Genomic DNA, 14,766 nt, shown 5'->3' with positions numbered 1-14,766 from the left:
CTCAGCCGAGCAGGCGCTCGATCTCGGCCAGGTCGTCCCCGGCGAGGTCGAGGTTGTTCAACGCGGCCACGTTGCCCTCCAACTGCCCGACGCTGCTCGCGCCGATGATGAGGCTGGTCATGCGCGGGTCGCGCAGCGCCCACGCCAGGGCGAGCTGGGCCAGGGTCTGCCCGCGCCGCTGCGCCACCGCGGCGAGCCCCCGGACCGTCGCCATCGTCTCCTCGTCGAGGTCGCTCTCGTTCAGGAAGACGCTCGTGCGCACCCGGGAGTCGGCCGGGATGCCCTTCAGGTAACGGTCGGTGAGCAGGCCCTGGGCGAGCGGGCTGTAGGCGATGCAGCCGGCGCCGACGCGCTCCAGCGTGTCCAGCAGGCCGTCGCTCTCCGTCCAGCGGTTCATCATCGAGTACGACGGCTGGTTGATCAGCAGCGGCGTGCCCAGGTCGCGGAGGATCGCCGCGGCCCGCTCGGTCTGCTCCGAGTCGTAGTTGGAGATGCCGACGTAGAGCGCCTTGCCGGAGCGGACGATCGCGTCGAGCGCGCCCATCGTCTCCTCCAGCGGAGTCTCCGGGTCGAACCGGTGCGAGTAGAAGACGTCGACGTAGTCCAGCCCGAGGCGGCGCAGCGACTGGTCCAGCGACGAGATCAGGTACTTGCGCGAACCCCACTCGCCGTACGGGCCGGGCCACATCAGATAACCGGCCTTGCTGGAGATCACCAGCTCGTCCCGGTACGGCTTCAGGTCGGTGGCGAGCAGCCGGCCGAAGTTCTCCTCCGCCGAACCGGGCGGCGGGCCGTAGTTGTTCGCCAGGTCGAAGTGGGTGATGCCGAGGTCGAAGGCGCGGCGGACGATGTCGCGCTGCCGCTCGAAGGGGCGGTCCGGTCCGAAGTTGTGCCACAGGCCGAGGGAGATGACAGGCAGCTTCAGCCCGCTCCGGCCGGTGCGCCGGTAGATCATCTCGTGGTAACGGTCGTCGCTGGCGAGGTAGGTCACCAGGCCATTCTGTCCGGACCGGAGTGCGCACGCAGCAGCCCGGGTACGTTCGGCCTCATGCGTTACGTGCGGCTCGACACCCCCAAGCCCATCTCCAAGATCGGCCTCGGCACCTGGCAGTTCGGCTCCAAGGAGTGGGGCTACGGCCCCGAGTACGAGCGCCGCGCCGCCGAGATCGTCCGGCGGGCGCTCGACCTTGGGGTCACCCTGTTCGACACCGCCGAGCTGTACGGCTTCGGCCGCAGCGAACGCATCCTCGGCGCGGCCCTGGGCGACGACCGGGCCAAGGTCGTGGTCGCCACCAAGATCTTCCCGTTGCTGCCGGTCGCCCCGGTGGTGCAGCAGCGCGCCGTCGCCTCCGCCGCCCGGCTCGGCGTCGACGGCATCGACCTCTACCAGGTGCACCAGGCCAACCCGGTGGTCGCCGACACCACCACCATGCGCGGCATGCGCTCGTTGCAGGACGTCGGGCTGGTCGGCGAGGTCGGCGTCAGCAACTACGGCCTGCGCCGGTGGCGGTTCGCCGAGGCCGCGCTGGGCCGCCGGGTGCTGAGCAACCAGGTCCGCTACAGCATGATCGACCGCGGCCCCGAAGAAGATCTCATCCCGTACGCGGAGCAGGCCGGCCGCATCGTCATCGCGTACTCCCCACTGGCGCAGGGTTTCCTCTCCGGCCGCTACGACGCCACGAACCCGCCCGCCGGGGCGGTACGCCGGGCCAACCCGTACTTCCTGCCGGAGAACCTGGAACGCGGCACCGCGCTGATCGCCACGCTGCGCGAGGTCGCCGACGCGCACGACGCGACGCCGAGCCAGATCGCGCTCGCGTACGTGCTGCGGCACCCGAACGTGGTGGCCATCCCGGGCGCCTCCGGGGTCGAGCAGATGGAACGCAACGCGGCCGCCGCCGAGATCGACCTCGCCGACGACGAGTACGCCGCACTCGTGGCCGCCGCGCACGCGTTCCGCCCGGTCACCGGGCTGGCCGCCGTACCCCGGATGGTCCGCGCCCGCCTGGGCGGGTGAGCCGGCCGGAATCTCCCCGGCACGGGGGAGCCGGACCGGTACGACGGGGCGGACAATGACCGGGTGACGGTCCGGGGGGTGTTCGCGCCGCTGGTGCGCGCCAGCACCTGGCGCCGTGCCGTGTTCCTGCTCCTCGGTGGCGTGCTCGCCCTGCCGTACGCCTTGCTGGCGGTGGTCTTCGCGCAGATGCTGGGGAACGCGACAGCGCCCCGCCCGCTCGTGCTCGGCCTGCTGCTGGTGGCTGCCGGGCTCGCCGTGGTGCCGGTGTTCCTGGCCGGCAGCCGGGCGCTGGAGATCGCCGCCGCCCGGGCGCTGCTCGCCGTCGACCTGCCGGAGCCTGCGCCCGGGCACCGGATCGACCGGGAGACCCGGCTGCGCGCCGCGCTCTGGATCGCCCTGCACCTGGGCACCGGCGCGGTGGTGTGGTTCGCCGCGATCAGCGCGTTCCCGATGGCGCTGGTCTTCGTCGCCGGCCTGGCCGGGATGGACACCGGCGCCGTGGCGGACCAGCGGTTCGGCCCCGTCGATCCGGCGCACCCGGTCCAGGCCGGGCTGGCCGGCCTGGCCGTGCTGGCCGGGCTCGGCTACGCCGTGGCCGGTCTGGGTGCGCTCGCCGCCTCGATGGCGCCGGTGCTGCTCGGCCCGGCCCAGGCCGAGCGGATCGCCGCGCTGGAGGCCCACGCGGTACGGCTGGCCGAACGCAACCGGCTGGCCCGGGAACTGCACGACTCGGTCGGCCACGCCCTGACCGTGGCGACCCTCCAGGCCGGCGCCGCGCGGGAACTGCTCGACACCGACCCCGAGTTCAGCCGGCGGGCCCTGACGGCCATCGAGGAGACCAGCCGCCGCGCCATGGACGACCTGGACCACGTCCTCGGGTTGCTCCGCGAGGCCGGCGCCGCGACGGCACCCGCGCCGCAGTCCACGCTCGCCGGACTCGACCGGCTGGTCGCCGCGGCCCGCGCCGCCGGGCTGGACGTCGAGTCCCGCGTCGACGGGGCGCTCGACGCGCTGCCCGCCGTGGTGTCCCGCGAGGGCTACCGCATCGTCCAGGAAGGGCTGACGAACGCGGCCCGGCACGGCCGTGGACCGGTCACGCTGCGAGTCGCCGTACCCCCGGAAGGGCTGGCGATCGAGCTCGTCAACAGCGTGCGCGGCGCCGCCGGGCCGGCCCGCGGCGGGCGCGGGCTCGACGGCATGCGGGAGCGGGTGCTGCTGCTGGGCGGCCGGCTGGACGCCGGCCCCGACGGGGATCGCTGGCGCGTCCGGGCCACCCTGCCGGTGCCGAGAGGGGAGGTCCGGTGACCATCGACGTGCTGATCGTCGACGACGACGAACTGATCCGGGTCGGCCTGCGGGCGATCGTGGACGCCCAGCCGGACCTGCGTGTCGTCGGCGAGGCGGCGGACGGGGCCCAGGTGCCGCCGCTGGTCGCGAAGCTGCGACCGCGGGTGGTGCTGATGGACGTGCGGATGCCGGCCATCGACGGCATCCAGGCCACCCGCCGGTTGCTCGCCGCCTCCGCCGACCCGCCCCGGGTCCTGGTGGTCACCACGTTCGCCAACGACGAGTACGTCTACGAGGCGCTGCGCGCCGGGGCAGCCGGTTTCCTCCTCAAACGGGCCCGCCCGGCCGAGGTGGTGCAGGCGATCCGGGTGGTGGCGGCCGGGGAGTCGCTGCTGTTCCCGGCCGCCATCCGGCAGCTCGTCGACACGTACGGGCGGCGCGACGGCGACCGGCTTCGCGCCGCGCGCCTGACCGAGCGCGAGGCCGAGGTGCTGCGGCTGATGGCCGCCGGCCTGTCCAATCCGGAGATCGCCGCCCGGCTGGTCGTCGGCGTCGAGACGGTGAAGACGCACGTCGGGAACGTGCTGGCCAAGCTCGGGGTCCGGGACCGGACCCAGGCGGTGGTTGCCGCCTACGAGTCGGGCTTCGTGATCCCGGCCGGCTGACCGGTCCCTCCCGGGGGGGAGCGGGTCCACCCCGTGGCGGGATGGAACGTGCGCCTGGCCGGTCCAGGCTGAGGGCATGACGACGACCATCACCTCCGCACCTCCCCGGGACACCCGCACCCGGCTGGACCCGGCCGCCCCGCTCGCCGCCGCCTGGCTCGGCGGCTGGGGCGTGCTCGCCCTGCTGTCGGCGCTCACCGGCGCCGGCTACCCGTTCGGCACGAACGACCCGCACGGCGGGGACGCCGCCGGCCTGCTCCAGTTGCTGCCGGACGCCGTCGGCCCGCCGCTGTTCGCGGCGGTGCTGCTGACCGGCGCCGTCGCCGCCCTGGCCATGACCGGCCCGGCCCGGCGGCAGTCCCGCCCGGTGCGTCTGCTGATCACCGGGTACGCCTCGACCGTCGCCCTCGCGTTGGCGGTGGTGGTGCCCGGGATGCGGGTGCTCGCCCTGCTCGGCTACGCGCCGATGCTGATCATCGGGGCGCCGTTCGGCTGGCCCTCGGTGGACTACGCCGACGTCTTCACCTGGCCGCTGTTCGCCCGGCTGGCTGCCCTGGCCGGGGGGATGCTGCTGGCCGGCGCGCTGCTGCGCTGGCGTCGCCGGATCGCCGACGGGTCCGCTCCGGGCTGGACCGCGCCCGCTGCGGCCGCCCGGTGGGGCCGGTGGGCGACGTGGACGGCGGCCGTCGTCCCGGTGCTCTACGCGTTCACCCGGTTCGCCTGGCTGGCCGGTGTCCCGCTGGGAATGTCCCGGGAGACGCTCGCCGAGATGCGGGCCGACGGTGCGATCTGGGCCGGCGCGGGGCTGGGCGCGTTCGCCGTGGTCGGCGCGGTGCTCACGCTCGGACTGGTGGCCCGCTGGGGAGAGCGGTTCCCGCGCTGGATGCCCGGGCTGGCGGGCCGACGGGTACCGGTGCTCCTCGCGGTGATCCCGGCCGGGCTGGTCGCGCTCGCCGTGCTGGCGGCCAGCCTCGACCTGCTCGCCGCGCCGCAGTTCGCCGAGCTGATCAGCGAGGGCAACGCCGCCGCCCTGCCGATGGTGCTGTGGCCGGTCTGGGCGGTCACGCTGGCCGGTGCCGCGTACGCGTACCACCTGCGACGCCGCGCCTGAGACGCCGCCCGGAGGGTCGGTCCCGGCACGGGGCGGGACCGACCCCCGGGCGGTACGCGAATTCTGAGCTAGCGTGGATCGGGTGACCGCTCCCAACCAGGTTTCCCCGGTCCCGCCCGCCGACCTGCCGAGCACACTCGGCGAGCTGCGCGCTACCGGCCACCGCTACCGCACGGTCAAACAGGAACTCCGAGACAACCTCCTCGCCCGGATGGGCTCCGGCGAGGACCGCTTCCCCGGCATCGTGGGCTACGAGGACACGGTGCTGCCCGAGGTCGAGCGCGCGCTGCTCGCCGGGCACGACATGGTGCTGCTCGGCGAGCGCGGGCAGGGCAAGACCCGGCTGATCCGTTCGCTCGGCGCGCTGCTGGACGAGTGGACCCCGGTGATCCCCGGCTCGGTACTCAACGAGCACCCGATGCACCCGCTCACCCCGGCGTCCCAGGCGCTCGTCGACTCGGCCGGCGACGACCTGGCGATCGGGTGGCTGCACCGCTCGATGCGGTACGGCGAGAAGCTCGCCACGCCGGACACCAGCGTCGGTGACCTGATCGGCGACGTCGACCCGATCCGCCTCGCCCAGGGGCGCACGCTCGGCGACCCGGAGACCATCCACTTCGGGCTCGTACCGCGTACCAACCGGGGCGTCTTCGCCGTCAACGAGCTGCCCGACCTGGCCGAACGCATCCAGGTGGCGCTGCTCAACGTGCTGGAGGAACGCGACATCCAGGTCCGCGGCTACCAGCTACGGCTGCCGCTGGACCTGCTGCTCGTGGCCAGCGCCAACCCGGAGGACTACACCAACCGGGGCCGGATCATCACGCCGCTGAAGGACCGGTTCGGCGCGGAGATCCGTACCCACTACCCGCTGGACCTGGACCTGGAGCTGGCGCTGATCCGGCAGGAGGCCGACCTGGTCGCCGTCGTGCCGGAGCACGTGCTGGAGGTGCTGGCCCGGTTCGCCCGCGACGTGCGGGAGTCGCCGTCGGTCGACCCGCGCTCCGGTGTGTCCGCCCGGTTCGCCATCGCCGCCGCGGAGACGGTGGCCGCCGCCGCGTTGCGTCGTTCGGGTCTGCTGGCCGGTGCTTCTGCCGGCGCTGGTGCCTCGGGTGGGGCGGCCGGGTCGGCGTCCCGGCCGGAGGCGCCTGTGGCCCGGATCGGGGACACCGTGTCGGTGACCTCCACCCTGCGCGGCAAGGTCGAGTTCGAGAGCGGCGAGGAGGGACGCGAGATCGAGGTGCTCGCGCACCTGCTGCGTACTGCCACCGCCGAGACGTTCCGCGCCCGGCTCGCCGGGCTGGACCTGTCCGGCTTCACCGCGATCGTCGCCGAGGGCGGCGCCGTCGAGACCGGCGAACTGGTCTCCTCGTCCGAGCTGCTACGCCAGGTCGGCACCGTGCCGGGGCTGGCCAAGGTGCTCGACCGGCTCGGGCTCGGCGACGCGCCCAGCCCGGAGGAGGCGGCCGCCGGCATCGAGTTCGTGCTGGAAGGGCTGCACCTGACCCGCCGGCTCGGCAAGGACGTCACCGACTCCGGGCGCACCGTCTACGGGGACCGGGACTGACAGTGGCCGGCGGCAACCGCTTCCGGTACGGGCAGTGGCGCGGCGGACCCGATCCGCTCGCCCCGCCGTACGACGTACGTGCCGCTGTGGACGCGGTCGGCTCGGACGTGCTCGCCGGCGGCAGCCTGCGCGAATCGCTGCGCGAGCTGCTGCGACGCGGCCCGCAAGGGCGCGGCGGGCTCGACGACCTGGCCGCCCGCGCCCGCCGCCTGCGCCGGGAGGCGCTGCGCCGGGGCGACCTCGACGGCGCCGTCACCCGGGCCCGGGCACTGCTCGACCAGGCGCTCGCCGCCGAACGCGACGAGCTGCGCGGCCGCGACGGCGACGACGCCCGGTTCGCCGAGGCCGTGCTCGACAACCTGCCCCGCTCCACCGCCCGCGCGGTGTCGGAGCTCTCCGAGTACGACTGGGCCAGCGCCGAGGCGCGGCAGACGTACCAGCGGATCCTCGACGGGCTGCGCGGCGACGTGCTGGAGCAGCGATTCGCCGGGCTGCGCGACGCGGCCCGGGCCACGGCCGACCCGGCCGTCCAGCGGCAGCTCGCCGAGATGATGCGCGACCTCAACGACCTGCTCGCCCGGCACGCCCGCTCCGAGGACACCACCGACGCGTTCGCCGAGTTCATGCGCCGCCACGGCGAGTTCTTCCCGGAACGCCCCAGGGACGTCGACGAGCTGATCGACGTACTGGCCCGGCGGGCCGCCGCAGGTGAGCGGCTCATGCGGTCGCTGTCGGACCGGCAACGTGAGGAACTCGCCGGGCTGATGCGCCAGTCGCTCGGCGACCGGCTCTCCGGTGAACTGTCCCAGCTCGACGCGCACCTGCGGTCGCTGCGGCCGGACATGAACTGGCAGCGCGGCGAGCGGGTCCGCGGCGACCAGCCCCTCGGCTACGGCGAGGCCACCGGCGCGCTGGACGAGATCGCCGAACTCGACGAGCTGCTGGACTCCCTCGACCAGGACCAGCCCGGCGCCACGCTCGACGACGTCGACGTGGAGGCCGTCGCCCGTACGCTGGGCCGGGACGCCGCCGACGACGTACGCCGGTTGCAGGAGCTGGAACGCGAACTGCGCCGCCAGGGCTGGGTCACCCGCGACGCGGACGGGCTGACGCTCAGCCCCAAGGCGCTGCGCCGGCTCGCGAGCACCGCGCTGCGGCGCGTCTTCTCCGACCTGACCGCCGGCCCGCGCGGCCAGCACGACCTGCGCACGGCGGGCGCCGCAGGCGAGGTGAGCGGGGCGTCACGCCCCTGGGAGTACGGCGACGAACAGCCGCTTGACGTGGTGCGCACGCTCACCCGGGCGGTACGACGGGCCGGTCCCGGAGTGCCGGTGCCGCTCGCTGTCGAGGACTTCGAGGTGGTGGAGACCGAACGGCGGGCGTCGGCGGCGGTGGTGCTGTGCGTCGACCTGTCGTACTCGATGATCTCGCAGGGCCGCTGGGGTCCGATGAAGCAGACCGCGCTGGCCCTGTCACACCTGATGGCGACCCGGTTCCCGCAGGACGCGCTGCAGATCGTCGGCTTCGGCCGGGAGGCGATGCCGCTGACCCAGCAGGAGCTGGCGGCGGTGGAGCCGGACATGCAGCAGGGCACCAACCTCCAGCACGCGCTGCGGATCGCCGGGCGGCACCTGCGCCGCCACCCGGGTGCCGAGCCGGTGGTGCTGGTGGTCACCGACGGCGAGCCGACAGCGCACCTGGACCCGGAGGACGGCGAGGCGTACTTCCACTGGCCGCCGCTGCCGGAGACGATCTCGGCGACGATCCGGGAGGTGGACCGGCTGACCCGGTACGGCGCGACGCTCAACCTGTTCATGCTGGGCGACGATCCAGGGCTGCGCCGGTTTGTGGACGCGGTGGCGCGGCGTTCGGGTGGCCGGATGTTCACCCCGGACCTGGACGACCTGGGCGAGTACGTCGTCTCCGACTACCTACGCGCCCGCCACGGCCGCCGCTGAGCTTGCGCCCGCGCGCCTGCGCTCTCGCGTCCTCTCGCCCGCGCGCTCGCTCTCGCGCTCTCGCCGATCTTGGAGTTGTGGTGCCCATGATGCCCGGTTTGCGGCGTTCGCGAGGTGCCACAACTCCAAGATCGGCGGGCCTCTCCTAGAACCTTGGCGAGTCCTCGCCAGCTCGGGCACAAGAGCCGCCCAGGCCCCCTGGGGCATCCGCGATCTTGCACTTTCGTACCCCGCAAACCGCGCGAATGGGGCATCTGAAGGGCTCGAACTGCAAGATCGCGCAGGTGATCCGGTGTGCCGTCCTCTCGCCCGGATCAGCCCGCCTGGCTCGGGGTCGATCATGAAGTTGGCGGTGTTTGGTGTCCGGTTTGTCGGCGTCAACTTCATGATCGACGGCGCGGGGTCGGGTGCCTGTGGTGCGACCCGTGCCGGTGTGGGCGGTGGTGTTCGGTTCGGGGGTGGTGGGTGGCACTCGGGGGGTGGAATCGCGGGCGGGTGGGTGGCGTTGTAACCGGGTGAACGACCGAGCGTCGGCGGCGCGCCCCGCGAGCGGGGTGGCATCCGCAGGCCCGGGAATCATCCTGGCCGGCTGGTCGTTGAACACGGTTCCGACGACGTGAACCCCCGCCGCTTTCTGGTGGCGTGTGGTGCCCCCGGGAATGGTGGCGGGTGGCGGGTCGTTGAACATGCTTCCGGCGCCGCGACGAGGCACCCCCGACCCTCGCGAGCAGCCGATCCCCCCGAAGACTTTTTTGAGCGCCTGACGGTGCTCGCACCCGCGCCGGCCCCCCTGTCGGTGTGGGCGTCGATCCCCCGAATGGAGCCCTCCATGAACACGATTCTGCGTAAGAGCATTCTGGGTGTTGCTGGTCTGGCTTTCACCGGTGGCGTGTTCGCCGGTCCGGTGGCTGCGCACGCGGCGGACACCACCCACACCAAGCCGGTCAGTGTGAGTGTGCAGGGTGACAAGCTGATCCCGCACGGTGTGCAGGGTGAGCAGTCGCGCATCGACCTCAACGACGAGCAGACCGCCAATGTGAAGGCGATCATTGCCGCCACGAAGAAGGCCGGTATGGACGAGCGTGCCGCTGTCGTGTCGATCGCGACGGCGTTGCAGGAGTCGAAGCTGGAGAACCTCGGCCACCTCGGTGACCGTAACGACCACGACTCGCAGGGCCTGTTCCAGCAGCGCCCGTCCAGCGGTTGGGGCACGGTGGAGCAGATCACTGACCCGGAGTACTCCACGACGGCGTTCCTGAAGGGTCTGAAGCAGGTCGACGGCTGGCAGGACATGCCGCTGACCAAGGCCGCCCAGACCGTCCAGGTGTCGGCCTACCCGGACCACTACGCCCAGTGGGAGCAGCAGGCCGCCGACCTCGTCGCCCAGCACTGGAACAGCTAAGACGAACAAGTAAGAAACAGCGAAGGCCGGCACCCCGAACCAACGGGGTGCCGGCCTTCACGCGTCTGGGTGAACCGGGCACGGTAGCCGGGGTGCCCGCAGCGGCTGCGAGGGTTGGATGCGGGGCATGGACGAGGTGGACGCCCCGGCACTGCGGCAGGCGTACGAGGAGTTGTTCGCGGAGATCGACGCGGGCGGGTTCGGGCCGCCGCCCGAAGGTCAGCTGAGCGCCGAGCAGATCGTCGCGCACCTCGCCGCCAACGACGAGCTGATGAGCGAGGCGACCGAGGCGGTGCTGGCCGGCTCGCCGTTCGCGTACTACGACCTGGACACCATCCACCGGCCGCAACTGGACGCGCTCGTCTCCGAGTGCGGCGGGCTCGACGGTCTGGCCGCGCTGTTCCGGGCCACCAGCCAGAAGTTGTGCGCGTTGGCGGAGCGGCTCGGCCCGGCGGCGGAGACGCCGGTGGACACCGTGCTGCGCGAGGGCTTCGACCTGGACGTGGACGACTCGCTGCCCTGGGGCAGGGCGCTGGACCTGCACATCCGCGTGCACCTGCCGCTGCACCTGGCCCAGCTCCGCGCCCTGCGCCGCCAGCCCCACCTCGCCTGACCGGCAGACAACCGATCATGGAGTTGTGGCAGTGGACAACTCCGACATGCCTGGCCTTCCAGGCGCCACAACTTCAAGATCGACGGAAGCGGGCGCGGGCGGGGCGGGGGACGTCGCAGGGGACGGGTGGCGGAACGTGCGGCGGTAGGCGGTGGGGGATACGCCTACCCGCGCGTGGAAGTGCTGTCGCAGCGCGGCGGTGGTGCCGAAACCCGCATCCCGGGCGATCCGGTCGACGCTCAGATCCGTCGTCTCCAGCAGCACCCGGGCGTGCTCGGTGCGCTGCTGGAGCAGCCACTGCGCCGGGCTGAGCCCGGTCTCGGAGCGGAAGTGCCTGGTGAACGTACGGACGCTCATCCGCGCGTGCGCCGCCATCTCGCGCAGCGCCACCGGCTCGTGCAGCCGCTGCCGCGCCCACTCGCGGGTGGCCGCTGTGCCGTTGTCAGCGCCGCGGGGCACCGGCCGCTCGATGTACTGGGCCTGCCCACCGTCGCGCCACGGCGGCACCACGCAGCGCCGGGCGGCCCGGTTGGCCACCGCGCTGCCGTGGTCCGTGCGGACGACGTGCAGGCACAGGTCGATTCCGGCGGCCACCCCGGCCGAGGTGAGCACGCGGCCGTCGTCGACGAAGAGCACGTCGGGGTCGAGCCGTACGCCGGGGTGCAGGCGGCGGAAGCGCGACGCGTACGCCCAGTGCGTGGTGGCCGGGCGGCCGTCGAGCAGGCCGGCGGCGGCGAGCACGAACGCGCCGGTGCAGATGGACATGACGCGGGCGCCCCGGTCGTACGCGGCCCGCAGCGCCTGGGCCACCTCGGCGGCAACCGTGCCGTCGTGCAGCGGCGAGCCGGAGTGGATGCCGGGGACGATCACGGTGTCGGCGCGCTCCAGCAGTTCCAGCCCGTGGTCGGGGAGGACCTGGAAGCCGGCGCTGCTGCGTATCGGCAGGCCGCCGGGGGTGCAGGTCGCCACCGCGTACAGCGGGGTGCTGTCGTCGGCGCGGGCGGCGCCGAGGACCTGGGCGGGGGTGCCGAGGTCGAGCGCGACCACGCCGTCGAGGGCGAGGACGGCGACCCGGTGCGGTACGGACATGGCCCGATTATTGCGCACGATGGCTTTCCGGCCACTCGTCGCAGGAACCGCCCGGTCCGAGACTCGATTGGTGACACGATCCCGCCTGCACCCGGCCTGGCTCGTCGCCGCCGTGGCCTTCGTCGCGCTCGTCGGTGCCGCAGGTTTCCGCGCCACCCCGGGTGTGCTGCTGCACCCGCTGCACGCCGAGTTCGGCTGGCCGCTGGCGACCATCTCCGCCGCCGTGTCGGTCAACCTGCTGCTGTACGGCCTCACCGCGCCGTTCGCCGCCGCGCTGATGGACCGGTTCGGCATCCGCCGGGTGGTGGCCGGTGCGTTGGTGCTGGTGGCCGCCGGCAGCGGCCTGACCGTGGGGATGACCGAGAGCTGGCAGCTCCTGCTGTGCTGGGGCGTCCTCGTCGGGCTGGGCACCGGCTCGATGGCGCTGGCGTTCGTGGCGACGGTGACCGGGCGCTGGTTCGTCAAGCGGCGGGGCCTGGTGACGGGTGTGCTCACCGCCGGCGGCGCGGCCGGGCAGCTCGTCTTCCTTCCGCTGCTCGCGGTGCTGGTGCGCGACCACGGCTGGCGCACGGCGGCACTCGTCGTCGCCGGGGCCGCGCTGGCGGTCGTACCCCTTGTGGTGTGGTTGTTGCGGGAGCATCCGGCGGACCTGGGGCGGCCCGCCTACGGCGCGACCGAGGTCGTGCCGCCGGCCCGGCCGGAGGGCGGCGCCGCGGCGCGGGCGGTCGGCGCGCTCGCCGCCGCCGCGCGGACGCGGCCGTTCTGGCTGCTCGCCGGCGGTTTCGCGATCTGCGGCGCGACCACGAACGGCCTGGTCGGTACGCACTTCGTGCCGGCCGCCCACGACCACGGCATGCCGGAGACCACAGCCGCGGGTCTGCTCGCCGTGGTCGGGCTCTTCGACATCGCCGGCTCGATCGCCTCCGGGTGGCTCACCGACCGGGTCGACGCCCGGCTGCTGCTCGGCGCCTACTACGCGTTGCGCGGGGCGTCGCTGCTGGTGCTGCCGAGCCTGTTCGCCGGTACGGCCGAGCCGAGCATGCTGGTCTTCATCGTCTTCTACGGGCTGGACTGGGTGGCGACGGTCCCGCCGACTGTGGCGTTGTGCCGGGAGTGGTTCGGCGCGTCCGGCGCCGTGGTGTTCGGCTGGGTGTTCGCCGCGCACCAGTTCGGCGCCGCGCTGGCGGCCACCGGCGCCGGTCTGGTCCGGGACCGGCTCGGCGACTACGCGCTGGCCTGGTACGTGGCGGGCGCGCTGTCGGTCGGCGCGGCCGGGCTGTCGCTGCTGCTGCGGCGCCGTCCCGCCGGCGAGCCCGCGTTCACGCTGCCGGTGGTCGCGGGCCGGCGGGCCTGGAGCTACCGCGGCTGACGGGTGGGCGCTACCGGGGCCGGCGGGGCGGCGCCACCGGGGCCGGCGGGGCGGCGCCACCGGGGCCGACCGGTCAGCCGGCCGCCCACTGCTGCTCGGGAGCGCCGCTGCACGGCGCCTGCTCCAGCTCGCGGCCGGACTCGGTGCCCGCGTCGTCGACCTGCGCGCACTTGCCGCTGTGCACTGCCACAAGCAGCGCCGCACCGTCACCGGCCTGCTGGAACCGCCACTGCTGGTTGGCCTGCCCGTTGCACGACCACTGCTGCACGTCGACGCCGTCGTCGGTCTTCGCCTCGTTGACGTCCAGGCACTTGCCGCTCGCCGCGTTGACGAGCAGGTAGGTGTCGTTCGTGACCGGCGTGACCACCCACTGCTGCTCCGGCCCGCCGGTGCAGTCGGCCAGCGCCGCCTGCGCGCCCTCGGCCTCGTCGCCCGTCACGCCGAGGCAGCGTCCGGACGGCACGCCCCGGATCACCTTCGGCGTGGCCACAGGCGCGGCGGGTGTGCTCGGCGCCGCGCTCGGCGAGGGCGACGACGACGGCGTGGGCTCCGCCGTCGGTTCCGCGCTCGGCTCGCTCGGCTCCGCTGTGGGCACTGCCGCCGCCGGCACCACCGGCCGGTCGTCGCCGCCGCCGAGCACGCCGGTGGCGAAGAAGACCCCGAGGAGTACGCCCGCCACGCCGACGCCCAGCGCGATCCGCATCAGCGGGTCCTGGGGCAGCCGGACACCACGGGCGCCACGGGCGCGGCGGGCGCCGTAGACGGTGCCGGACGGGTCGGAGTGCGGGTCGGCCATGGGGGCATAGTGACCCACCGGGGCCGCCGGGTGCCAGTCGCCCCGGCGGCACGGTGACTCAGTCGACGACCCGGACGTCCTTCCAGAACGCCACCCGGTCGCGGACCATCTCCGCGTCCGGCTTGGGATCGGGGTAGTACCAGACGGCGTCCGGGCTGGTGGCGCCGCCGTGTTCGAGCGTGTAGTAGGAGGCCGTGCCCTTCCACGGGCAGACCGTGTGGGTGTCGGACTCCCGGATCAGGTCGTCGCGCAGCGCGGCACGGGGGAAGTAGTGGTTGCCCTCGACCACCACTGTGTCGTCGCTCTCGGCGACGACGAGGTCGTTCCAGACGGCTTTCGGCATGTCCTCCACGCTATGCCGGTGGGCGCGTGCCGGCCACCGCTCAGCGCGTCGGCTCCTCGTCCGTCACGTCGGCCACCGTCGCGTCGAGCGCGGCCAGCGCGGTGTCCGCGTCGACCGCGACGGCGAGGCCGTGCTCGCCCGCGCCGAGCGTGATCTCCCGGCCGCGTAGCCGCTCGTCGGCGACCACCGGCCAGGCGGTGGTGGCGCCGAACGGCGTGATGGTGCCGCGCGCGTACCCGGTGGCGGCCTTCGCCGCCTCGGCGTCGGGCATCGACAGCCGGCTCACCCCGAGCAGGGCGCGCAGCTTCGGCCAGGAGATCACCCGGCCGCCGGGCGTCAGCACGAACAGCAGGTCGCCCTCGCCGCGGCGGACCACGATCGTCTTGACCACATCGGGCACCTCGACGCCGCGCGCCGCAGCCGCCTCGGCGAGGCTCGCGACCGGGCCGTGGCGGATCACCCGGTACGGCAGGCCGGCGTCGTCGAGTGCGGTGAGCGCGGGATTCGGCATGGCGGTCACGGTAACGCGCGCGTCGTCGGCCGGTCGCGGAA

At 73.8% G+C, this 14,766-nt stretch carries 14 protein-coding genes; 9 read left to right on the top strand and 5 right to left on the bottom strand.

What is annotated here, in order from left to right; all coding sequences use genetic code 11:
• Position 1 precedes the first annotated feature (1 nt).
• Positions 2–991: an L-glyceraldehyde 3-phosphate reductase gene (mgrA, locus tag FHX31_RS24940; RefSeq protein ID WP_114919511.1), complete on the bottom strand. Its 990-nt coding sequence runs from the start codon at positions 989–991 to the stop codon at positions 2–4.
• 57 nt (positions 992–1,048) lie between these two features.
• Here mgrA and FHX31_RS24935 point away from each other — a divergent pair, with 57 nt between their 5' ends.
• From FHX31_RS24935 to FHX31_RS24900, 8 genes are all read left to right on the top strand, one after another.
• Entirely contained in the window at positions 1,049–2,017 is a 969-nt protein-coding gene (locus tag FHX31_RS24935; protein WP_013284242.1) for an aldo/keto reductase, read from the top strand.
• Positions 2,018–2,080: 63 nt separating this feature from the next.
• The gene (locus tag FHX31_RS24930; protein ID WP_184977298.1) at positions 2,081–3,322 is read left to right on the top strand and encodes a sensor histidine kinase; all 1,242 of its coding nucleotides are present in this window, start codon (positions 2,081–2,083) and stop codon (positions 3,320–3,322) included.
• Positions 3,319–3,969 (top strand): response regulator, encoded by a 651-nt coding sequence (locus tag FHX31_RS24925; protein WP_184977297.1) that lies wholly within the window; start codon positions 3,319–3,321, stop codon positions 3,967–3,969. Before FHX31_RS24930 ends, FHX31_RS24925 begins: the two co-directional genes overlap by 4 nt.
• Positions 3,970–4,045: 76 nt before the next feature.
• Complete coding sequence (locus tag FHX31_RS24920) at positions 4,046–5,080, top strand: hypothetical protein (RefSeq protein ID WP_184977296.1); 1,035 nt, start codon at positions 4,046–4,048, stop codon at positions 5,078–5,080.
• Between the two features lie 73 nt (positions 5,081–5,153).
• The gene (locus FHX31_RS24915) at positions 5,154–6,644 is read left to right on the top strand and encodes a magnesium chelatase ATPase subunit I (protein WP_184977295.1); all 1,491 of its coding nucleotides are present in this window, start codon (positions 5,154–5,156) and stop codon (positions 6,642–6,644) included.
• Positions 6,645–6,646: 2 nt separating this feature from the next.
• Positions 6,647–8,602 carry a VWA domain-containing protein gene (locus FHX31_RS24910; RefSeq protein ID WP_013284247.1) on the top strand — a complete coding sequence of 652 codons (1,956 nt, stop codon included), beginning with the start codon at positions 6,647–6,649 and terminating at the stop codon, positions 8,600–8,602.
• A gap of 829 nt (positions 8,603–9,431) precedes the next feature.
• The gene (locus FHX31_RS24905) at positions 9,432–10,004 is read left to right on the top strand and encodes a hypothetical protein (protein WP_071097644.1); all 573 of its coding nucleotides are present in this window, start codon (positions 9,432–9,434) and stop codon (positions 10,002–10,004) included.
• 118 nt (positions 10,005–10,122) lie between these two features.
• Positions 10,123–10,617 carry a hypothetical protein gene (locus FHX31_RS24900; protein WP_013284249.1) on the top strand — a complete coding sequence of 165 codons (495 nt, stop codon included), beginning with the start codon at positions 10,123–10,125 and terminating at the stop codon, positions 10,615–10,617.
• Between the two features lie 15 nt (positions 10,618–10,632).
• On the opposite strand, the gene FHX31_RS24895 is transcribed toward FHX31_RS24900, so the two are convergent.
• Complete coding sequence (locus FHX31_RS24895) at positions 10,633–11,706, bottom strand: GlxA family transcriptional regulator (RefSeq protein ID WP_184977294.1); 1,074 nt, start codon at positions 11,704–11,706, stop codon at positions 10,633–10,635.
• 70 nt (positions 11,707–11,776) lie between these two features.
• Here FHX31_RS24895 and FHX31_RS24890 point away from each other — a divergent pair, with 70 nt between their 5' ends.
• Complete coding sequence (locus tag FHX31_RS24890; RefSeq protein WP_387031162.1) at positions 11,777–13,075, top strand: MFS transporter; 1,299 nt, start codon at positions 11,777–11,779, stop codon at positions 13,073–13,075.
• 73 nt (positions 13,076–13,148) lie between these two features.
• Here the strand turns inward: FHX31_RS24890 and FHX31_RS24885 are convergent, their stop codons facing one another.
• Genes FHX31_RS24885 through FHX31_RS24875 form a run of 3 tightly spaced genes read right to left on the bottom strand, consistent with a single transcriptional unit; the run spans position 13,149 to position 14,725 of the window.
• Positions 13,149–13,871 carry an RICIN domain-containing protein gene (locus tag FHX31_RS24885; RefSeq protein WP_123110697.1) on the bottom strand — a complete coding sequence of 241 codons (723 nt, stop codon included), beginning with the start codon at positions 13,869–13,871 and terminating at the stop codon, positions 13,149–13,151.
• A 58-nt stretch (positions 13,872–13,929) separates the two neighbouring features.
• Positions 13,930–14,214, bottom strand: a complete 285-nt coding sequence (locus tag FHX31_RS24880) for a DUF427 domain-containing protein (RefSeq protein ID WP_013284253.1) — start codon at positions 14,212–14,214, stop codon at positions 13,930–13,932.
• 40 nt (positions 14,215–14,254) lie between these two features.
• Complete coding sequence (locus FHX31_RS24875; RefSeq protein ID WP_030273012.1) at positions 14,255–14,725, bottom strand: aminoacyl-tRNA deacylase; 471 nt, start codon at positions 14,723–14,725, stop codon at positions 14,255–14,257.
• Positions 14,726–14,766 lie beyond the last annotated feature (41 nt).

Source organism: Micromonospora sp. CNZ286 (assembly GCF_014207755.1).
This window is presented reverse-complemented; position numbering and strand designations above follow the sequence as displayed.